Raw genomic sequence first — 19,982 nt, 5'->3', positions numbered from 1 at the left:
GATGACCGTCGAATTCGATCTCGAACCCGCCGCCGCCGCGCTGGACGCGGTGGTGGCCGCCATCCCCGACGACCGGTTGGACGCGCCGACCCCCTGCGCCTCGACGACCGTGCGCGACCTGCTCGCGCACGTCGCCATGCTGACCGAGGCGTTCCGTCAGGCGGCGACCAAGGAGGCCGTCGGGCGCTCGGTTCCCCCGGGCAACCCCGCCGAGGTCGACCTGCCCGACGAGTGGCGCACCCTCATCCCGGCCCGTACCGCCGCCCTCGTCGCGGCTTGGCGCAAGCCCGACGCCTGGGAGGGTGACACCGAGGCGGGCGGCGTGGAACTGCCCGCCGCGCTGATGGCCAGGATCGCCCTGGACGAACTCGTGGTGCACGGCTGGGACCTCGCGCGCGGCGCGGGGCTCCCCTTCACCGCCGCCGACGACCACCTCGCGATCCTGCTCGAGATGCTCGCCGACACCCCCGCCGAGGGCACTCCGGGCATGTTCGGCCCGGTGCTCACCGTCGCCCCCGACGCGCCCGCACTCGACCGAGTGCTGGCACTCACCGGCCGCGACGCTCACTGGGCGGCCTGAGCGGAGCTGGTCCGCCGAGTTCTACGCCGGCACAAGTGCGAGGGGAATCCGGCCGCCCTGCGCAAGTGCGACAGTTCGCCACGACCTGTCGCGCCTCGTCGGGGGTGCGCGGCTCAGTACACGTCGCGCACGTAGCGTTTCTCGGCGACCATCTGCTTTTTGAACGCCAGCGCGCCCGCCTCATCGAGCTTGCCGTGGATCTGGGCGATGCGCAGCAGCGTGTCGTCCACATCCTTGGCCATGCGGGCCGCGTCGCCACAGACGTAGAAGTGCGCGCCGTCGCGCAGCCACGACCACAGTTCCGCGCCGTGCTCGATCATGCGGTGCTGCACGTAGATCCGTTCCCGCTGGTCGCGGGAGAAGGCCAGATCGAGACGGGTCAGGAAACCCGAGCGGAACATGTCCTCGAGTTCGGCGCGGTAGTAGAAGTTCTGCGCGGCGTGCTGATCGCCGAAGAACAGCCAGTTGCGTCCGGTCGCGCCGAGCGCGCGGCGTTCGTGCAGGAAACCGCGGAACGGCGCGATGCCGGTACCCGGCCCGACCATGATCATCGGCGCGCTCGGGTCGCGCGGCGGCCGGAAGTGCGGGGCGCGCTGGAGGAAGATCGGCACCCGGTGTTCGCGTTCCTCCACCCGGTCGGCCAGGAACGTCGAACACACCCCGCCGCGCCGTGCCGCCGACCCGGCCGCCGCCGGATCGCCGTAGCGCACCACGCCCACCGTCAACTGCACCTCGTCCGGGTCGACCAGCGGACTGGACGAGATCGAATACTGGCGCGGTTGCAGCTTCTTCAGCGCGCCCAGCCACTCCACCAGGTCCGCGCGCACCGGGAAATCGCGCAGCACATCGACGGCCTGCCGATCCCATAGGTAGTTGGCGAGTTCGTTGCGGTTGTCGCGCCGCAGCAGTTTGGCCAACTGCTGGTTGGGATTGCGTTCGGCGACGAAACCCAGCAGATCCGGGCCGACCCGGGTGATGTCGTAGTGGGTGCGCAGCGCTTCCGCCAGCGGCACCTCGCGTCCGTCCACCTCGACTGCGCGCCGCCCGTCGAGTCCGGTCGCGCCGAGCCATTCCCGTACCAGCGACCCGCAGTTGGCGGGCCACACCCCGAGCGAATCCCCGACCTCGTACCCGACCCCGCTGTCGCGCAGATCGAACCCGAACTGCCGCACCTCTTTCGGCGACCCGCCCCGCGACAACGGCTCGTTGCGCACGAGCGCGGCGGTCACGGGGGAGTTGCGGGTGAAGGGGGCCGCGGCCCGCGAATCGGGTGCGGTCCGCGTCAACGTCGCGCCGCCCGTGCGCGCCCCTTGCGATCCGGTCGCACCGTTCCCGCCCCTGCCGCCGGCCATGCTGTTCGCGCCGGTCCCGACCAGTCCGCTGGCGCTGTCTGTCGAACCGCTGCCGGTCGAGCCACTCGCGGGTCGACCGTCGAAGCCGCCTGCGGTCGCCGGACCGCCGGCAAAACCGCCGCTCCCGGAGTCATCTCGTCCCTCCCCGAGCACCGCGACGATCTCGTCCAGCCACAGAGCTCCGGCGTCCTCGTAGTCGGGTTCGGCGTCGACGCGGGGTAGTAGGCGGTGTGCGCCGCGTTCGGCCAAGGCGGTGTCGAGTCCGCGTCCGTGGCCGCAGAAGTCGTCGTAGGAGGAGTCGCCGAGGGCGAAGACCGCGTAGCGCACGTCGGTGAGTCGCCGTGATCCGCCGAGGCGTTCCCAGAAGTCGGCGCCGTTGTCGGGGGGACCGCCGTCGCCGAAGGTGCTGCTGACGACCAGTACGTCGCCGGTGAGGGCGTCGATGTCGCAGGAGTCCATGTCGAGCAGGCGCGGGGCGAATCCGGCGGCGGTGAGCCGTTCGGCGACCTGCCCCGCGAATTCCTCGGCGTTGCCGGTCTGCGAGGCCCACAGCACCGTGACCGGTGCGGGCGCGGCGGGCGCGGCCTCCGTGGCCGCGTCGACCCGCGTCGATCCGGTGGCGCGCGAGTACATTCCGGCCAGCAGACCGTCCACCCAGGCCCGCGCGGCCGCCGACAGCGGCGCGGAGTCCGGTAGCACCGGCTGGCCGGTCACCGGAAGCGTTTGCAGCGCCGCGAGATAACCACCCAGGTAGACGCGTTCGAGTTCGCCCAGCGGCGGCGCGATCGGTCCGAGGCCGAGCAGCGCGGCGAGCGGATGCGCGTCGGTCCGTGCCGCACCGGGCTGTTCGAGAACGGATCGTTCGTCCGCGGCCGGTTCCGGTGGCGCGGGCGGCGTGGGCACGGCGGCGACCCGGCGCAACGCGACCGCGCACGCCTTGAACTCCGGTTGCAGCGACGCGCCGTCGACCGCGTCGTTGGTCACGGCGTTGATGGTCAGGTATTCGCCTTGCTCGTCGTTCCAGTGGAAGGGCGCGAAGCAGTCGCCGGGCCGGACCCGGTCGCTGATCAGCACCGGCAGCACCGCGCGTCCGCGCCGGGAGGCGATCTCGAGCTGGTCCTCGGCGCGCACCCCGAGCCGTTCGGCGTCCTCGGGATGGATCTCCACGAACGGCGCGCCGTTCAACTTGTTGAGTTTCGCGACGCGACCGGTCTTGGTCATCGTGTGCCACTGGTGTTGCAGCCGACCGGTGTTCAGCGTGAACGGGTAGTCGTCGTCGGGCATCTCCGCGGGCGGCATGTGCGGGCGCGCCCAGAACACCGCGCGGCGACTCGCCGTCGCGAACGCCAGGCGCGGCGCGTGACCGTCGGCGTCCTCGTGCCGGGTCTGGCTGCGTCCGTCGTTGAGGTAGCGGATGGGGTTGCGGCGGGTCTCGGGGTCGGCGCACGGCCACTGCATCGGCCCTTCGGCGAGCGCTTCGTAGCTCATGCCGCGCAGGTCGTAGCCGGTCGCGGGGTTGGCGAAACGCTGGATCTCGGCGAACACCTCGGCGCTGGAGGCGAACTCGAAACCGGGGAATCCCATGGCGGTGGCGACCTGGGCGATCAACAGCCAGTCCGGGCGCGCCTGCCCGACCGGGTCCACCGAACGGCGCAACAGGGTGACGGTGCGCTCGGAGTTGACGTTCAGCGCGTCGGCCTCGGCCCACAGGGTCGCGGGCAGCAGCAGGTCGGCGTAGGCGTTGGTGGCGGTCTCGGTGTAGGTGTCCTGCGCGATGACCAGGTCGGCGGCTTCGAGGCCGGCGATCACCGTCTTGCGGTTGGCGACCGAGGCGACGGGGTTGGTGCAGATGATCCAGGCCGCTTTGATCCGGCCGTCCTCCATCTGGCGGAACATGTCGATGGTGCCGGGTCCGGCCTCGGTGCGCAGGGTGCCGGACGGCAGGTCCCACGCGGTCTCGACGAAGGCGCGGTCCTCGGCGACGAGCAGGCTGCGCTGTCCGGGCAGCCCGGGACCCATGTAGCCCATCTCGCGACCGCCCATCGCGTTGGGTTGACCGGTCAGCGAGAACGGCCCGCTGCCCGGACGGCAGATCGCGCCGGTCGCCAGGTGCAGATTGCAGAGCGCGTTGGTGTTCCAGGTGCCGTGGGTGGACTGGTTGAGTCCCATCGTCCACAGCGACATCCATTCGCCCGCCTCGCCGATCCAGGCGGCGGCCGTGCGGATGTCGGCCTCGGCCAGCCCGGTCAGTTCGGCGACCCGCTCCGGCGGGTAGTCGGCCAGGAATTCCGGCATCGCCGCCCAGCCCTCGGTGTGCTCGGCGATGAACCGCTCGTCGATCGCGCCGTCGGCGACCAGCAGGTGCAGCAGGCCGTTGAGCAGCGCGAGGTCGGTGCCGGGCGCGATCTGGAGGAACAGGTCGGCGCGGGCGGCGGTGTCGGTGCGGCGCGGGTCGACCACGATCAGTTTCGCGCCCGCCTTGAGCCGTTCGGCCATGCGCAGGTACAGGATGGGATGGCAGTCGGCCATGTTCGCGCCGATGACGAAGAACAGGTCGGCGTGCTCGAAATCGTCGTAGGAGCCGGGTGGGCCGTCCGCGCCGAGCGACTGCTTGTAGCCGGTGCCCGCGCTGGCCATGCACAGTCGGGAGTTGGCTTCCAGGTGGACGGTGCGCAGGTGGCCCTTGGCCAGTTTGGTCACCAGGTACTGCGCTTCCAGCGACATCTGCCCGGAGACGTAGAGCGCGAGGGCGTCGGGGCCGTGTTCGTCGAGGATGGCGCGTAGTCGGTCGGCGGCCTCGCGGACCGCCGCGTCCACCGACACCGGTTCGGGTGTCGCGCCGCGTTCGGGACGGCGGTAGGCGGTCTCCATGCGTCCGGGGGCGCGCATGAGTTCGAGGTGCGTCGCGCCTTTGGTGCACAGCCTGCCCGCGTTCGTGGGGTGCGCTTTGTCGCCCGCGACCTTGGTGATCACCGGCGCGCCCGTCACGTCGGTCTCGGTCCGCACGGTGATGCCGCAGCCAACGCCGCAGTACGAACAGGCTGTTCTGGCCGTGTCCGCGTCGCTTCCGCTCACCGCATCCGACATGTCTCCGATGATGGCGACCGGCCGTTGCAACGCATTTACCCCGCGTTATCGCCAGGTGACGATTACCCTCACACCTCGCGGGCGCGGCGGTGAGCCCAAGGGCGTCGCGGGGCGTGCGGACCCCGAATCGGGCTCGTGAGCTGGGCGGGACCGAGACCCGCCGCGGTGCGGACCGACGGGCTCGACCACAACCGCGGTGTCGACCGCCCCGACGTGAGGGTGGTCACTACCCGGCTGCTCAGAGTTTGTAGGCGCGGTGCAACGCCACGACGCCGCCGCTGAGGTTGCGCCACTTCACCGACGACCAGCCCGCATCGGCGATCCGCCGCGCCAGTCTGCGCTGATTGGGCCACACCCGGATGGATTCGGCCAGGTAGACGTAGGCGTCGGGATTGCTGCTGACCGCGCGCGCCACCCGCGGCAGCGCCTTCATCAGGTACTCCATGTACAGGGTCTTGAACACCGGGAGCACGGGTGTGGAGAATTCGCACACCACGAGTCGGCCGCCCGGTTTGGTGACCCGCAGCATCTCGCGCAGCGCCTGTTCGCTCTCGCTGATGTTGCGTAGGCCGTAGGAGATGGTCACCGCGTCGAAGGAGTCGTCGGCGAAAGGCAGCGCGGTCGCGTCGGCGGCCACCATCGGCACATCCCGGAACCGGCCCGCCGCGAGCATGCCCTGGGAGAAGTCGGCGGCCAGACACCACGCGCCGGATTTGGCCAGGTCCAGCGTGGAGACCCCGGTTCCCGCGGCCAGGTCGAGCACCCGCTCGCCCGGTCGCGGCGCGACGGCCTTGCGCACCGCCCACCGCCAGTACTTGTCCTGACCCACCGAGATCACGGTGTTGGTGATGTCGTACCGCTTCGCGACACCGTCGAACATCGACGCGACTTCGCTCGGCTGCTTGTCGAGCGAGGCCCGGACCGACTCCCGCTGCTCTGTTTTCGCCACGGGTTCGACCCTAGTGCGCGAACCGACCGGACCGCTCTCAGGCCGGGATCGGCGTCAGGCGGTCTGCCACAGACTGGTCCGCATCCCGGTGACCTCGGCGTAGTGGCCCATCAATTCGGTGCAGATCGCGGGCCAGGTCCGGTGCAGCACCGATTTGCGAGCGGCATTGGCGAAGCGGGTGCGCACCGTCGGATCGCGCAGCGCCGCGACCGCGCTGGGCAGCAGTTCCTCGAACCGTTCCACCGGCAGCAGGTAGCCGTTGCGGCAGTGCGCGATGAGATCGCGCGGACCGCCCGCGTCCGGACCGATCACCGGCACCCCCGAGGACAGCGCCTCCTGCACGCCCTGACAGAAGGTCTCGTGTTCGCCCGCGTGCACCATCACGTCCAGGCTCGCGTAGGCCCGGGCGAGTTCGTCGCCGCCGAGTTCCCCGGTGAACACCGCCCTCGGCATCTTCTTCGCCAGCATCGCCCGGTCCGGGCCGTCACCGACGATGACCAACCGCACGTCGGGATCGTCGGCGAGCACCGCGAGACGTTCGACGTGCTTCTCCGGCGCCAACCGGCCGACGAAGCCGACCAGCAGCCGATCCGAGCCGTCCAGCCACCGCGCGCGCAGGTCGGCGCGCCGGGCCGACGGGGTGAACCGCGCGATGTCGACGCCGCGACCCCAGCGGTGGATGCGCGGGACGCCGTGCCGGGCCAGATCGGCCGCCGCCGCGCTCGACGGCGCCAGCGTCCTGGTCGCGCCTTCGTGGATGCGGCGGGTCCAGCGCCAGGCCGCTCGCTCGGCCAGGCCGAGGCCGTAACTCTTGGCGAAACCGGCGACGTCGGTCTGATAGACCGCGACCGAGGGCAGATCCAACCGGACCGCCGCGCCGAGCCCGCCCGCGCCCAGCAGGAACGGCGAGGCCAGATGCACCACGTCGGCGTCGAAATCGCGGATGGCGGCGGTGATGCCGGGCTGCGGCAACCCGACGGGCAGCGAACTGATCTTCGGCACCATCACCGCGGGCACCCGGTGCACCGGGAACCGGCCGTGGAAGCGAGGGGCGGGCGGTTGGCCGCGCAAGACGTCCGGCGCGATCACCAGCGCGTCGTGACCGTGGCGGTCGAGATGGTCCAGGATCCGCAGGACGGAATTGACGACGCCGTTCATATTCGGCAGGAACGACTCCGAAACGATGGCTACGCGCACCCGTCCAGCCTGACCGGTCCAGCGCGCGGACCCGTCACACGGACGTGACCGCCGAGGAAACGTCCGGCGAACGCTTGGCGCGCCGATCCAGGCGGGCCAATATCCACAGCGTGGGCAGGGCCAGCAGCCAGGCCACCACGATCACCGACAGCGCGGGAAGCAGCGCCACCCGCACGTCGCGCCCGGCGACCCGGACCAGATCGGGGTCGGCGCGGCTGTACTCGACGTTGATCCGCTCACCGGCGGTCAGATTGGTCGGATAGAGCACGCCGACCTTGGGATTGTGGGTCTCCCCGTCGGGGGTGACGTAGATGACCGCCGAGCGCAACCGCCCCGCGGAGAGCACCTCGGCGGTGGTCACGCCTTTGTCGGAACCGATCAGGTAGTCGTTGCGCCAGGCGGCCAGCACCAGCAGCGCCATGAGCACGCTGATCACCGTCGCCGCGGTGTAGACGCCGATCCTGGCCCGCCGCAGGCGGACCGAGCGCCTTTCGGACTGGGTGGTTTCCGACACCGCAACAGGCTACCGAGGCGTTCGGCTAGCGTGTGCGCCCATGTCCCGAAAATTCAGCTTCACCGTGCCCTACGCAGTCCCGGTCGAAGAACTCCACCGGGCATTGACACGTGACGAGGTGTGGCGGGCCCGCTTCGCCGAGGCCCCGACCGCGACCCTGGAACTGTCGCATCCCGACGGCGAGAACACCATCCGCATCTTCATGAGCGAACGCGCCAGCCAGGACAAGGTGCCCGGCATCGTCCGCAAGGTCCTCAAGAGCGATCTGGTCCTGAAGCGCACCGACACCTGGCAGGAGTTGCGGGGCGACACCGTCACCGGCGGATTCGAGGGTTCGACCACCGGTATCGCGGGGGAGATGTCGGGCACTTATCTCCTCCGGCCCACCGAGAAAGGGGCGGAGATCGCCGTCGAGGGCACCGTGAAGGTCAAGGTCCCGCTGGTCGGCGGGGCCATCGAACCGCTGGCCGAACAGCTCTACCGCAAGGTGCTCAACAGCGAACGAAGCTTCATCGAGAACTGGGTCAGCGCCCAGGCCGGGGCCTGATCCGAAGCTCGTCGGCCCGCTGCGGCCCATCCCGCCTGCCGCCCGGAGGTCCGTCCCGTCCGATGGGTTCGGTGGCTCGTCGCGCCGGGGCGGCTCAGGTGAACGGCGGCAGTTCGTCGGCCCGCATCGAGGCGCGGCCGGCGAGCCGCCAAGCCCGGGCGGTCAGATCCACGTCCTCGTCGGTGACGAGATTGCCCATCACCCGCACCGCGGTGCGTTGCAGGTAGCGCGAGCGCATCACCGGCGGACCGCCGATCGGCACCATCCGCGGATGCGTCGCCAACCCCGCTATCCGGCGCGCCACCGAGAACGTGCGTCCGTAGCGAGCGCGCAGCAATTCCGGCCACAGCCGGGTCAGATCGGGTTCGTCGAGCAGGTCGGCGAGCATGTGGCCGCCCTCCAACCCGTAGTCGATGCCTTCGCCGTTGAGCGGGTTGACGCAGCCCGCCGCGTCACCGACCAGGGCCCAGTTGGGCCCCGCGATCCCGGACACCGCGCCGCCCATCGGCAGCAGCGCCGAGGCCACCGCGCGCAATTCGCCCTCGAACTCCCACTCCTCGAAGCGCTGCGAAGTGTAGTGGCGCAGCAGCGGTTTCAACGCGATATGCGACGGGCGCGCCTCGGTGGCCAGCGACCCCACGCCGATGTTGACCTCGCCGTTGCCCAGCGGGAACACCCAGCCGTAGCCCGGCACCAGCGCGCCGTCGGCGTCGCGCAGTTCCAGGTGCGAGGTGATCCACCGGTCCTCGCTGCGGCCGGAGCGGATGTAGGCGCGCGCGGCCGTGCCATAGGCGTAGCGGCGGTGCCAGGTGCGCCCGAGCAGTTTGCCCACGGGGGAACGGACACCGTCGGCCACGATCAGCGTCGCGCACGTGACGGTGCGCGAGCCCGCCCCCGTGGCCACCGTGACCCCCGTGACGCGGTCGCCGTCGCGAGTGATATCGACCACCTTCGCGCCCTCGACCATCCGCGCCCCCGACTTCACCGCGGTCTGCCGCAAGGTGTCGTCGAGTTCGGTGCGCGGCACCGCGCTGCCGTAGGTGGGGAAGGACCCGGCGGGCCAACTCAACAGCGCCTCGCGCCCGAATCCGGTCATCCGCAGGCCGTGGTTGACGGTGTGCGCGCGCAACCACTCGCCCAGGCCGAGGTGCTCGAGTTCCTTGGTGGCGCGCGGGGTCAGGCCGTCGCCGCAGGTCTTGTCCCTGGGGAAGACCGCCGCGTCCAGCAGCACCACGTCGCGACCCGCCCGCGCGGCCCACGCCGCGGCGGCCGATCCGGCGGGCCCGGCTCCGACGACGAGCACCTCCGCGCCGCCGGGCAGCGCGCCCTCCCCGCCGCCGCCCGTGCCATCCGCTGATCCCATGGCCCCCATACTGGCAGGCAGATCTCCCGGGTGTCGACGTCGCACCGCTCACGCGGCGGGCCCCGGGGGCCGGTGCGCGCCCGCCGGGCTGCTCCTACCCTGTGGGAAGGTGTCCGATGCACCCGCGTAGTGACGGTGTTCATGGGCCGCATCGCGTGGACACGCTAGGTTCTTCACCGTGGGGTCGGACGCGTCGCTGGGAGAAGGTATGAGCACATCGGCTGTGACAGAGCAGAGCACGGTGGTGGCCGGGGTCGACCTCGGCGATACCGAGCTCGCGTCGACCGTGCGCAACGGCCTGGAACAGGTCGAGAAACTCCTCATCGACGAGCTCACCGACGGCGAGGACTTCCTCCAGGAAGCCGCGCTGCACCTGGCCAGGGCGGGCGGTAAGCGTTTCCGTCCGCTGTTCACCATCCTCACCGGTCAGCTCGGTCCCAACCCCACCGATCCGGCGCTGGTCACCGCGGGCGCCGTCGTGGAACTGGTGCACCTGGCCACCCTCTACCACGACGACGTGATGGACGAAGCCACCATGCGCCGCGGTGCCCCGAGCGTGAATTCGCGCTGGGGCAACAACATCGCCATCCTCGCGGGCGACTACTTGTTCGCGCACGCCTCGCGGCTGACCTCGACCCTCGGTTCGGAAGCCGTGCGCATCATCGCCGAGACCTTCGCCGAACTGGTCACCGGCCAGATGCGCGAGACCATGGGCGCGAAGTCGACCCAGGACCCGGTCGAGCACTACCTGCGCGTGGTGTGGGAGAAGACGGGGTCGCTGATCGCCGCCTCGGGTCGTTTCGGCGGCACCTTCTCCGGCGCGGATGCCGCGCACATCGAGCGGTTGGCCCGTCTCGGCGACGCCGTCGGCACGGCCTTCCAGATCTCCGACGACATCATCGACATCTCCTCGGCCGCCGAGCAGTCCGGCAAGACCCCCGGCACGGATCTGCGCGAGGGCGTGCACACCCTGCCGGTGCTCTACGCGCTGCGCGAGGAAGGCGCCGAGGGCGACCGGTTGCGCACACTGCTGGCACGTCCGCTCGAGACCGACGCCGAGGTCGAGGAGGCGCTCGCGCTGCTGGCGTCCTCGCGCGGCATGTCGCAGGCGAAGGAGAAGTTGCGCGGCTACGCCGACATCGCCCGCACCGAACTGGCCGCCCTGCCCGCGGGGCCCGCCAACGACGCGCTGGTCCGGTTGGTCGAATACACGATCGAACGGGTCGGCTGAGTCCACCGCCCCCCGGGTGCGGTTCGTCACCGATACGGAACCTTTACCCCGCACCCGGCGTTGACCTGGTGTGATGCAAGCGGCGATGCGGTCGCGACCGGCACGGCCGCGCGACCGGATGCCGACATCGGCAGGCAGGAGAGGCGGGACGGAGCGGATATGCACGCGTATGCGAACGGACTGAAGACCTTCGGTTTGATGGTCGGACTCTCGGCCCTGATCGTGTTCGCGGGCGCGATGTTCCGCAGTCCGACGATTCTGGTCGTCTCGATCGTGCTCGCGGTCGGCATGAACGCCTACGTCTATTTCAACAGCGACAAACTCGCGTTGAAGGCCATGCACGCGCAACCGGTCAGCGAATTGGAAGCGCCGGTCATGTACCGGATCGTCCGCGAACTGGCGACGCTCGCGCGCAAGCCCATGCCGCGCCTCTACATCAGCCCCACCAACGCCCCCAACGCCTTCGCCACCGGCCGCAATCCGCGCCACGCCGCGGTGTGCTGTACCAGCGGCATCCTCCAGATCCTCGACGAACGGGAACTGCGGGCGGTCCTCGGGCACGAGTTGTCGCACGTCTACAACCGCGACATCCTCATCTCCTCGGTCGCGGGCGCGATGGCCGCGGTCATTTCCGGACTCGCGAATCTCGCATTCTTCGCCTCGGCGTTCGGTGGGCGCGGAAACGGCGGCGGCAATTTCCTGGGCGTATTACTGGTGTCGCTGCTCGGGCCGATCGCGGCGACCCTGATCAAACTCGCGGTCTCGCGTTCCCGGGAATATCAGGCGGATCGTTCCGGCGCCGAATTGTCCGGCGATCCGATCGCCCTGGCCTCCGCGCTGCGCAAACTCGAACGCGGCGTACAGGCCGCTCCGCTGCCGCCGGAGCCCCAGTTGACGGCGCAGTCGCATCTGATGATCGCCAACCCGTTCCGCTCGGGTGAGCGTGCCGCACGGTGGTTCTCGACACATCCGCCGATGGCCGAGCGCATCGCGCGTCTCGAGGAGATGGCGGGCGGACCGCGGTCGCACTGACCCCACCGCACCGGGAATTCCGGGGCGGTCCGGATTAACGAGAAGAGCGAGCCGTGCGTACACAGCTCGCTCTTTTCCGGTGAGTGGCAGGTGTAGGATTCGAACCTACGTAGGCTTTCACCGACAGATTTACAGTCTGCTCCCATTGGCCGCTCGGGCAACCTGCCGTTCGCGCTTCTCGGCGCGCAGAGCAGCTTACAACGTACCCCGCCCCGGAATGCAAACCGGCTGGACAACGGCCGTGCGATGGGACAACCGCGGCGGTCGGCGGGTACAACTGTCGATGATCGATAGTGCCCCGGTCGGGGTGAGTCCGTGGGACCGTCAGGAACAGGAGCGAAGTGTGGCCGATTCGTCTTTCGATGTCGTCAGCAAGGTCGACCGGCAGGAGGTCGACAACGCCCTGCATCAGGCGGAGAAGGAACTGAACACCCGCTACGACTTCCGCGGCACGGGCGCGAGCATCGAGTGGTCCGGCGAGGAGAACATCGTGCTCACCGCCGAGGCCGAGGAGCGGGTCAAGGCCGCGCTCGAGGTATTCAAGGAGAAGTTGATCCGTCGCGACATCTCGCTCAAGGCGTTCGAGGCGGGCGAACCGCAGGTGTCCGGCAAGACCTACAAGATCACCGGTTCGCTGGTGCAGGGCATCGACTCCGACCACGCCAAGAAGATCTCCAAGAAGATCCGCGACGAGGGCCCCAAGGGCGTCAAGGCGCAGATCCAGGGCGACGAACTGCGGGTCAGCAGCAAGAAGCGCGACGACCTGCAGGCCGTCATCGCTTTGCTCAAGGGCGAGGACTTCGGCATCGCGTTGCAGTTCGTGAATTACCGCTGAGATCGGCCGGACGCGGTGGTCGCGGTCGTCGTCACGACGGCCGCAAAACCGCCTCTGACCACCCGGTTTGGAACTGTGACCGGTGGGTGTGTAATCTCGTTCAAGACTTCGCCGCGCCGGAGTCGAGCAAGGAGGACTCGGTGCGGAGCTAGTCATGCCCCCTTAGCTCAGTCGGCAGAGCGTTTCCATGGTAAGGAAAAGGTCAACGGTTCGATTCCGTTAGGGGGCTCGCCGGATTGCCGGTGGTGACCGACTCGGCATCGCTGAAAGTTCCCACTCAGTGGGGGTCGGGCGCGTCATCCAGGCAATGCGACCCGTGGCGGTGTAGCTCAGTCGGTAGAGCAAACGACTCATAATCGTTGTGTCGCCGGTTCAAGTCCGGCCATCGCTACCAAAACCGATCAGATCATCCTGGTTGACCGAAAGAAGGAATGTCGTGGCCGCGAAGTCCACCGATGTCCGGCCAAAGATCACCTTGGCCTGCGAGCAGTGCAAGCATCGCAACTACATCACCAAGAAGAACCGGCGCAACGACCCGGATCGGCTGGAACTGAAGAAGTTCTGCCCGAACTGCGGCACCCACCGGGCGCACCGCGAATCCCGCTAGACCCGAACAGCACGTGCCACTGCCGCGTGATCGGGGGCCGGGTGTCGGAACCCGGTTTGTCGGAACGTGAAGCTGCGAAGGGCCGGACAGGCATCATGTCCGGCCCTGAACGCGTTTCCGGCTCCGGTTACGGTGAATGGGTACGCACCACGCGGACACGGAGCGGCCGGGCGTCGGCACGGCGTATTCGTGGCCGCTCGGCCGACTCCGAGCAGCGGGGTCAGATAGGTACAGTCCTCCCGTGACAATCAACACCGGTACAGCAGAAGCGGTTCAGGCGGACGAGGAAATCTTCGATCCCGCCGCACACGCGGCGGCGATGGTCGGTCACCACTACCGCGTCGACGACTACTACGAGGTCGGTCGCGAGAAGGTCCGCGAGTACGCGCGCGCGGTGCAGGACTACCACCCGGTGCACTGGGACGAGGACGCGGCCAACGCCTACGGTCACGACGGCCTGGTGGCCCCGGTCACCTTCATCTCCCTGGTCGGCATCCTGGCCCAGCGCAAACTGTTCGAACAGATCGTCACCGGCTACGACCTCAGCCAGATCATGCAGACCGACCAGATCCTGGAATTCCACCGGCCCATCCGCGTCGGCGACCAGTTGACCTGCGATGTGTACCTGCACTCGTTCCGCCAGGCCTTCGGCGGCGACATCATCGTCACCAAGAACATCGTCACCGCCCAGGACGACGAGTTGGTGCTCACCACCTACACCACGCTCATCGGGCGCAGCGGCGGTGACATCGATCCCAACCTGACCGACGCGGTCCGCAACGTGCTGATGCACGGCATCGACGAGGAGGCCCCGGTCCACCGGCCGCGCACCCGTTCGCCGCTGAGCGAGCCGCCGGTCGCCGTCGCCGCGGTCCCCACCGTGGAGGCGAACGAGCGCGCCCGCTCCTTCGACTCGGTCACCGTGGGCGAGGAACTGCCCGCGCGCACCGTGCGGCTGACCCGCGGCGACTTGGTCAACTACGCGGGCGTGTCCGGCGACGCCAACCCGATCCACTGGAGCGACGAGGTCGTGCGCCTTGTCGGCCTGGACGACGTGGTCGCCCACGGCATGCTCACCATGGGCCTTGGCGGCGGTTTCGTCACCTCCTGGCTGGGCGATCCCGGCGCGGTCAAGGAGTACAACGTCCGGTTCACCAGCCCGGTCTACGTCGGCGCCGAGTCGGCCGCCGAGATCGAGTACACCGGCAAGGTCAAATCCGTCGACCCCGAGACCCGCACGGCCGTCGTGGCCCTGGTCGCCAAGTCCGCGGGCAAGAAGATCTTCGGTCGCGCGACCGCGACGGTGCAGCTGTCCTGAGCTGGGCGGGCACCCCGGATTAGCTATCGGCGTCGGGGGTGCCGTACACTCGGGAGCCTGGGGTCACCAGCCGCTGCGCGCTGCTCTGCGAGACTGGTTCCAGGCGGTCACGGGGCTCGCTTCCACAGAAGTCCACCCGTCCGCCCACGGGGCCGGCACCCGCCGGGGCGGCGCGTATGTTGTGTGACACCGGTACAACTGAACAAGAACGGTGGTCGGGACAGGCGATACTTGTCGGCCCGACCGAAGGGGCGTAGCTCAATTGGCAGAGCAGCGGTCTCCAAAACCGCAGGTTGCAGGTTCAAGTCCTGTCGCCCCTGCCCTGGAATGCCAGCGATGAGAGAGGATCGACGTGAGCGAGCGTAGCGAGCGGGATACTCGCCACGGCGCGCATGCCGCCGAGGACGGCGACGATACCGCCGCGGTGGCACGGCCGAGTGGTAAGCGCTCCGCCAGGCGTTCTCGCGGTGAGTCGGTTTCGATCGAGAAGGGATCGGTCGCCACGATCGATCGTCCGTCGAAGAAGGCGGACAAGCCCGCGAGCAGGCGTGACGGATCGGCGAATCCGTTCAAGCGGCTGCTGAAGTTCCTGCGAGAAGTCGTCGCGGAACTGCGCAAGGTCATCTGGCCCAACCGCAAGCAGATGGTCACCTATACGGCCGTGGTGCTGGTGTTCGTGGTCTTCATGGTCGCCTTCATCAGCGGTTTGGACCTGGCGTTCGTCAAGGGTGTCGACTGGCTGTTCGGCTGATCGTCCGCGCACGCGGACGGTGACACCGGCGAACGCGGAGCGGTGGCGCAGCCGGCACACGAACACGGTGAGCGGCGCGCCCGAACCGGTACGCAGAGGATGTACGTGACGACACAGGAAGCGAGTGCCCCAGTGAGCACCCCGGAGAACGAAACCAACGACGAGTTCCCGGTCGACGACGCGGCGCAGGCCGCGGAAGCCGTCGAGGACGCTGCCGCTGCGGACGCATCCGAGCTCCCCCCGGTGGACGCGGAGCCCGCCGACCCGGTCGCCGAGATGAAGGCGGCGCTGCGGCGCGCCCCCGGTGACTGGTACGTCATCCACTCCTACGCGGGCTACGAGAACAAGGTGAAGGCCAACCTCGAGACCCGCGTGCAGAACCTCGATCTCGAGGAGTACATCTTCCAGGTCGAGGTGCCGACCGAAGAGGTCACCGAGATCAAGAACGGTCAGCGCAAGAACGTCAACCGCAAGGTGCTGCCCGGCTACATCCTGGTGCGCATGGACCTCAACGACGAGTCCTGGGGCGCGGTGCGCAACACCCCCGGTGTCACCGGGTTCGTCGGCGCCACTTCGCGTCCTTCGCCGCTGTCCATCGACGACGTGGTGAAGTTCCTGGTCCCGGCCTCGCAGCAGCAGAAGAAGCCCGCCGCCGCGGCCACCGCCGAGGCGGCCACCGCCACCGACGTGGCCCCCAAGCCGGTCATCGAGGTCGATTTCGAGGTCGGCGAATCGGTGACGGTCATGGACGGCCCGTTCGCGACGCTGCCCGCCAGCATCTCCGAGGTCAACGCCGAACAGCAGAAGCTCAAGGTGCTGGTGTCGATCTTCGGTCGCGAGACCCCGGTCGAGTTGGCGTTCACCCAGGTCGCGAAGATCTGATCCGGACGGGGCGTTGAACCGCCCCGTGCGCGGGGCGTATCCGCGGCATCGGTAAGGTGTACGGGTTCACGTGTGCGAGTCGATCGTTCGTGAACGCCGGTGCGCGCGCGCCCGGACGCGGGATCGAACCCGCACAGGCTTACGGCAACCGTAAGGAACCGAAACCAAGGAAGAAAGATGCCCCCCAAGAAGAAGAAGCTCGCCGGGATCATCAAGTTGCAGATCCAGGCAGGCCAGGCGAACCCGGCCCCGCCGGTCGGCCCCGCGCTCGGTCAGCACGGCGTCAACATCATGGAGTTCTGCAAGGCGTACAACGCCGCGACCGAGTCGCAGCGTGGCAACGTCATCCCGGTCGAGATCTCGGTGTACGAGGACCGGTCGTTCGACTTCAAGCTGAAGACCCCGCCCGCCGCCAAGCTGCTGCTCAAGGCCGCCGGTGTGCAGAAGGGTTCGGCCGAGCCGCACCGCAACAAGGTCGCGACCGTCACCATGGACCAGGTCCGGGAGATCGCCAAGACCAAGCAGGAAGACCTGAACGCCAACGACATCGAGCAGGCCGCGAAGATCATCGCCGGCACCGCGCGGTCGATGGGGATCACCGTCCAGGGCTGAGCCCCGGACAGTCCAGTGGGAGGGCCGGCCAGGCCCGACAACCACTTCTGAACCAGTCAAGAGGACAGAGAAACATGGCAAAGCGAAGCAAGGCGTATCTCGCCGCGGCCGAGAAGGTCGACCGTAACCAGCTCTACACCCCGCTGGCCGCCGCGCGGCTCGCGAAGGAGACCTCCTCCACCAAGACCGACGCGACCGTCGAGGTCGCCGTTCGTCTCGGTGTGGACCCCCGCAAGGCCGACCAGATGGTCCGCGGCACCGTGAACCTGCCGCACGGCACCGGTAAGACCGCCCGCGTCATCGTGTTCGCGGCCGGTGAGAAGGCCGCCGAGGCCGAGGCCGCCGGTGCGGACGCGGTGGGCGCCGAGGATCTGATCGAGCGCATCCAGGGCGGTTGGCTGGACTTCGACGCCGCGATCGCCACCCCCGACCAGATGGCCAAGGTCGGCCGGATCGCGCGTGTCCTGGGCCCGCGCGGCCTGATGCCGAACCCGAAGACGGGCACGGTCACCAACGATGTGACCAAGGCCGTCAACGACATCAAGGGCGGCAAGATCAACTTCCGCGTCGACAAGCAGGCCAACCTGCACTTCGTCATCGGCAAGGCGTCCTTCGACGACGCCAAGCTGGTGGAGAACTACGGCGCCGCGCTGGACGAGATCCTGCGCGCCAAGCCGTCGACCGCCAAGGGCCGCTACGTCAAGAAGGTGACGGTTTCCACGAACACCGGACCGGGCATCCCGGTGGACCCGAACCGCACCCGCAACCTCCTGGAAGAGGACGCGTAAGCGACACAGGCACCATCCGCCGAGGGCGGGAACGCGACCAGCGTTCCCGCCCTCGCCGTTTTTCCACTCGGTGCCCGGACGCGCGAATCCCTTACACTGAGGGAAAGGTAAGGAGACCCGGTGGACGCTCAGGCTCGATTGACCTCGAAGGGTCAGCTCACCGTGCCCAAGGCGGTGCGCGACGCGCTGGAACTCCACACCGGTGACACGGTGCTGTTCCGTGTCGAGGGACAAGTCGTCGTCCTGGCGCGGACGCCGGACCTGCTGGAACTGGCGGGCAGCGTGCCGGTGCCGCCGGAGGTGCGGGGCAGGTCCTGGGAGGACATCCGGGCGGCCGCGTGGGCGGAGCAGTGGGGGGAAGACCGGGAGTGACCGTTTTCGTCGATACGAATATCCTCGTCCGGCATCTCACCCAGGATCCGCCGGAGATGGGTAAGCGGGCGACGGCATTCCTGGCCGACTCGGAATCCCTGTATCTGACGGATTTGATCCTGGCGGAGACCGTCTACGTTCTGCAGAGCGTGTACAAGGTGGGGCGTCCGCAGGTCGGGGTGCTGGCGCGGGCGCTGGTGGGCAGTCGCAACATCGTCACCGACGATCCGGCGTTGCTGATCCGGACGATCGACGTCTACGAACATCATCGGCTGTCCTTCGCCGACGCGTATCTGGCCGCTCTGGCCGAGAGCGAATCCGGTTCGGCGGTGGCCTCGTTCGACCGCGGCCTGGATCGGGTGCCGACGCTCACCCGCGTCGAACCCGCTCCGGTGGACGGCTGAACCGAGGCCGAATATCCCCGTTTTGGTGGATGTATGGGGGGTCGGGTACATTGGGTGGTGGTTATCGACGTGTTCGATCACTACCCAATCCGTTCTACCGAAGACCGTTGGTCGCTGTGCCCGTGAGGGTGCGGTCGAAGGTCCGGCGACATTGCCGGCGGCCCACGCAGGGAGAGCCGAGGTCGGGACTCGAATCGGTTTTCCGAATCGTTGTTCTTGTTCGCCCCGGAGCGCTCTGTCTGCGTCCGGGGCGTTTGTTTTGTCGCCGGTCCCCCGGTCGAGGTCAGTGCGGTAGCAACCGACACGATCCGACATCGAGAGAGGAGGCGAAGTATGGCTAATGCCGAGAAGGTCACCGCGGTCGAGGAGATCGCCGAGCAGTTCAAGAGCTCCACGGCCACCGTGGTCACGGAATACCGTGGTCTTTCGGTCGGTAAGCTCACCGAGCTGCGCCGTGCCCTTGGCGCGGACGCCACGTACTCCGTCGCCAAGAACACCCTGGTGAAGCGGGCTGCGGCCGAGGCGGGCGTCGAGGGTCTCGACGACCTGTTCGTCGGTCCGACCGCCATCACCTTCATCAGTGGCGAGCCGGTCAACGCGGCCAAGGCGCTCAAGGCCTTCGCCAAGGACAACAAGGCGCTCATCATCAAGGGCGGGTACATGGACGGCGCCGCGCTGTCCGTGTCCGAGGTCGAGCGGATCGCCGACCTGGAGACCCGCGAGGTCCTGCTGGCCAAGCTGGCCGGGGCCATGAAGGGCAACCTGGCCAAGGCCGCCGGTCTGTTCAACGCTCCCGCTTCGCAGGTGGCCCGCCTGGCCGCCGCGCTGCAGGAGAAGAAGCAGGCCGAAGAAGGCGCTCCCGCCGCCGAGTGACACCAGAGGGTGACCGGTTGCGGCTCGCCCCACAGACATCCACTACCGAAAGGAAACAACAATGGCCAACGTTGACGAACTGCTCGAGACCTTCGGCAACATGACCCTGCTCGAGCTGTCGGACTTCGTGAAGAAGTTCGAGGAGAAGTTCGAGGTCACCGCGGCTGCTCCGGTCGCCGTCGCCGCTGTCGGTGGCGCGGGCGCGCCGGCCGAGGCCGTCGAGGAGCAGGACGAGTTCGACGTCGTGCTCGAGGGCGCGGGCGACAAGAAGATCCAGGTCATCAAGGTGGTCCGCGAGATCGTCTCCGGCCTGGGCCTGAAGGAAGCCAAGGACCTCGTCGAGAGCGCCCCGAAGGCGATCCTGGAGAAGGTCGCCAAGGATGCCGCCGAGGCTGCCAAGGCGAAGCTGGAAGAGGCAGGCGCGAAGGTCTCGGTCAAGTAATACGACCGAACTACGTCGAACGGGCGGTTCCCCCTCGGGGAACCGCCCGTTCGCTGTACCCGGGGTGTCCGGTCGGAAATCCCGGATTTTGAGAGTGTCGCTGGGTTACTCTGCGGTCAGGTAGGGCTGTGCCGGGTCTCGCACCTGAGATAGAGTGACCGAACCCACTGTGACACGTACACCGTGATGACCCTCTGCGCGGTCGGTCGGGTGGGGCTGCTCGCCGAAGAAACGTGGAGGTTTGCC

The 19,982-nt window shown here is 68.6% G+C and carries 20 protein-coding genes and 4 tRNA genes; 18 read left to right on the top strand and 6 right to left on the bottom strand.

Annotation, left to right across the window (positions count from 1 at the left end; genetic code table 11):
• Nucleotide 1 precedes the first annotated feature (1 nt).
• Nucleotides 2–580 (top strand): TIGR03086 family metal-binding protein, encoded by a 579-nt coding sequence (locus ON30_RS24320; protein ID WP_040710483.1) that lies wholly within the window; start codon nucleotides 2–4, stop codon nucleotides 578–580.
• Between the two features lie 113 nt (nucleotides 581–693).
• Here the strand turns inward: ON30_RS24320 and ON30_RS24315 are convergent, their stop codons facing one another.
• The 4 genes from ON30_RS24315 to ON30_RS24300 form a co-directional block, all read right to left on the bottom strand.
• A complete protein-coding gene (locus ON30_RS24315) occupies nucleotides 694–5,019 on the bottom strand; it encodes a bifunctional nitrate reductase/sulfite reductase flavoprotein subunit alpha (RefSeq protein ID WP_040710482.1) in 4,326 nt (1,441 codons plus the stop codon).
• A gap of 238 nt (nucleotides 5,020–5,257) precedes the next feature.
• A complete protein-coding gene (locus ON30_RS24310; RefSeq protein ID WP_040710481.1) occupies nucleotides 5,258–5,968 on the bottom strand; it encodes a demethylmenaquinone methyltransferase in 711 nt (236 codons plus the stop codon).
• 54 nt (nucleotides 5,969–6,022) lie between these two features.
• The gene (locus tag ON30_RS24305; RefSeq protein ID WP_083911636.1) at nucleotides 6,023–7,165 is read right to left on the bottom strand and encodes a glycosyltransferase family 4 protein; all 1,143 of its coding nucleotides are present in this window, start codon (nucleotides 7,163–7,165) and stop codon (nucleotides 6,023–6,025) included.
• A gap of 34 nt (nucleotides 7,166–7,199) precedes the next feature.
• Nucleotides 7,200–7,679 carry a DUF3592 domain-containing protein gene (locus ON30_RS24300; protein ID WP_040710479.1) on the bottom strand — a complete coding sequence of 160 codons (480 nt, stop codon included), beginning with the start codon at nucleotides 7,677–7,679 and terminating at the stop codon, nucleotides 7,200–7,202.
• 40 nt (nucleotides 7,680–7,719) lie between these two features.
• Between ON30_RS24300 and ON30_RS24295 the strand changes: the two genes are divergently transcribed.
• Complete coding sequence (locus ON30_RS24295) at nucleotides 7,720–8,226, top strand: DUF2505 domain-containing protein (protein WP_040710478.1); 507 nt, start codon at nucleotides 7,720–7,722, stop codon at nucleotides 8,224–8,226.
• 94 nt (nucleotides 8,227–8,320) lie between these two features.
• On the opposite strand, the gene ON30_RS24290 is transcribed toward ON30_RS24295, so the two are convergent.
• Nucleotides 8,321–9,589 carry a geranylgeranyl reductase family protein gene (locus ON30_RS24290; RefSeq protein WP_040710476.1) on the bottom strand — a complete coding sequence of 423 codons (1,269 nt, stop codon included), beginning with the start codon at nucleotides 9,587–9,589 and terminating at the stop codon, nucleotides 8,321–8,323.
• 208 nt (nucleotides 9,590–9,797) lie between these two features.
• Here ON30_RS24290 and ON30_RS24285 point away from each other — a divergent pair, with 208 nt between their 5' ends.
• Both ON30_RS24285 and htpX read left to right on the top strand, forming a co-directional pair.
• Nucleotides 9,798–10,820: a polyprenyl synthetase family protein gene (locus ON30_RS24285; protein ID WP_040710474.1), complete on the top strand. Its 1,023-nt coding sequence runs from the start codon at nucleotides 9,798–9,800 to the stop codon at nucleotides 10,818–10,820.
• Nucleotides 10,821–10,979: 159 nt separating this feature from the next.
• Nucleotides 10,980–11,852: a zinc metalloprotease HtpX gene (htpX, locus tag ON30_RS24280; RefSeq protein WP_040710471.1), complete on the top strand. Its 873-nt coding sequence runs from the start codon at nucleotides 10,980–10,982 to the stop codon at nucleotides 11,850–11,852.
• 84 nt (nucleotides 11,853–11,936) lie between these two features.
• On the opposite strand, the gene ON30_RS24275 is transcribed toward htpX, so the two are convergent.
• A tRNA-Tyr gene (locus ON30_RS24275) sits at nucleotides 11,937–12,019 on the bottom strand.
• Nucleotides 12,020–12,195: 176 nt separating this feature from the next.
• On the opposite strand from ON30_RS24275, the gene ON30_RS24270 reads away from it, so the two are divergent.
• From ON30_RS24270 to rplL, 14 genes are all read left to right on the top strand, one after another.
• Nucleotides 12,196–12,687, top strand: coding sequence for a YajQ family cyclic di-GMP-binding protein (locus ON30_RS24270; protein ID WP_040710818.1), 492 nt, complete (start codon nucleotides 12,196–12,198; stop codon nucleotides 12,685–12,687).
• A 156-nt stretch (nucleotides 12,688–12,843) separates the two neighbouring features.
• Nucleotides 12,844–12,916 (top strand) — tRNA-Thr (locus tag ON30_RS24265).
• Nucleotides 12,917–13,005: 89 nt separating this feature from the next.
• Nucleotides 13,006–13,081: transfer RNA gene (locus ON30_RS24260), tRNA-Met, on the top strand.
• A gap of 42 nt (nucleotides 13,082–13,123) precedes the next feature.
• Nucleotides 13,124–13,294, top strand: coding sequence for a 50S ribosomal protein L33 (gene rpmG, locus ON30_RS24255; protein WP_011211653.1), 171 nt, complete (start codon nucleotides 13,124–13,126; stop codon nucleotides 13,292–13,294).
• 247 nt (nucleotides 13,295–13,541) lie between these two features.
• Nucleotides 13,542–14,612 (top strand): fused (3R)-hydroxyacyl-ACP dehydratase subunits HadA/HadB, encoded by a 1,071-nt coding sequence (locus ON30_RS24250; RefSeq protein ID WP_040710817.1) that lies wholly within the window; start codon nucleotides 13,542–13,544, stop codon nucleotides 14,610–14,612.
• Nucleotides 14,613–14,859: 247 nt separating this feature from the next.
• Nucleotides 14,860–14,932, top strand: a tRNA-Trp gene (locus ON30_RS24245).
• Between the two features lie 32 nt (nucleotides 14,933–14,964).
• Nucleotides 14,965–15,363: a preprotein translocase subunit SecE gene (secE, locus tag ON30_RS24240; RefSeq protein WP_040710469.1), complete on the top strand. Its 399-nt coding sequence runs from the start codon at nucleotides 14,965–14,967 to the stop codon at nucleotides 15,361–15,363.
• A gap of 132 nt (nucleotides 15,364–15,495) precedes the next feature.
• Nucleotides 15,496–16,245: a transcription termination/antitermination protein NusG gene (gene nusG, locus ON30_RS24235; protein WP_040710467.1), complete on the top strand. Its 750-nt coding sequence runs from the start codon at nucleotides 15,496–15,498 to the stop codon at nucleotides 16,243–16,245.
• Between the two features lie 177 nt (nucleotides 16,246–16,422).
• Entirely contained in the window at nucleotides 16,423–16,857 is a 435-nt protein-coding gene (rplK, locus tag ON30_RS24230; protein WP_040710465.1) for a 50S ribosomal protein L11, read from the top strand.
• A gap of 74 nt (nucleotides 16,858–16,931) precedes the next feature.
• Entirely contained in the window at nucleotides 16,932–17,645 is a 714-nt protein-coding gene (gene rplA / locus ON30_RS24225; protein WP_040710463.1) for a 50S ribosomal protein L1, read from the top strand.
• A gap of 120 nt (nucleotides 17,646–17,765) precedes the next feature.
• The gene (locus ON30_RS24220; RefSeq protein ID WP_051029922.1) at nucleotides 17,766–18,017 is read left to right on the top strand and encodes an AbrB/MazE/SpoVT family DNA-binding domain-containing protein; all 252 of its coding nucleotides are present in this window, start codon (nucleotides 17,766–17,768) and stop codon (nucleotides 18,015–18,017) included.
• On the top strand, nucleotides 18,014–18,421 hold the full coding sequence (locus tag ON30_RS24215; RefSeq protein ID WP_040710460.1) for a type II toxin-antitoxin system VapC family toxin: 408 nt from the start codon (nucleotides 18,014–18,016) through the stop codon (nucleotides 18,419–18,421). Before ON30_RS24220 ends, ON30_RS24215 begins: the two co-directional genes overlap by 4 nt.
• A 333-nt stretch (nucleotides 18,422–18,754) precedes the next feature.
• On the top strand, nucleotides 18,755–19,294 hold the full coding sequence (rplJ, locus tag ON30_RS24210) for a 50S ribosomal protein L10 (RefSeq protein WP_040710457.1): 540 nt from the start codon (nucleotides 18,755–18,757) through the stop codon (nucleotides 19,292–19,294).
• Nucleotides 19,295–19,355: 61 nt separating this feature from the next.
• Nucleotides 19,356–19,736, top strand: a complete 381-nt coding sequence (gene rplL, locus ON30_RS24205; protein WP_040710455.1) for a 50S ribosomal protein L7/L12 — start codon at nucleotides 19,356–19,358, stop codon at nucleotides 19,734–19,736.
• Nucleotides 19,737–19,982: the final 246 nt, after the last annotated feature.

The organism is Nocardia takedensis NBRC 100417, assembly GCF_000308695.1.
Taxonomy (GTDB): Bacteria; Actinomycetota; Actinomycetes; order Mycobacteriales; family Mycobacteriaceae; genus Nocardia; species Nocardia takedensis.
The sequence above is the reverse complement of the archived record's forward strand: the minus strand, read 5'-3'. Positions and strand labels throughout refer to the sequence as shown.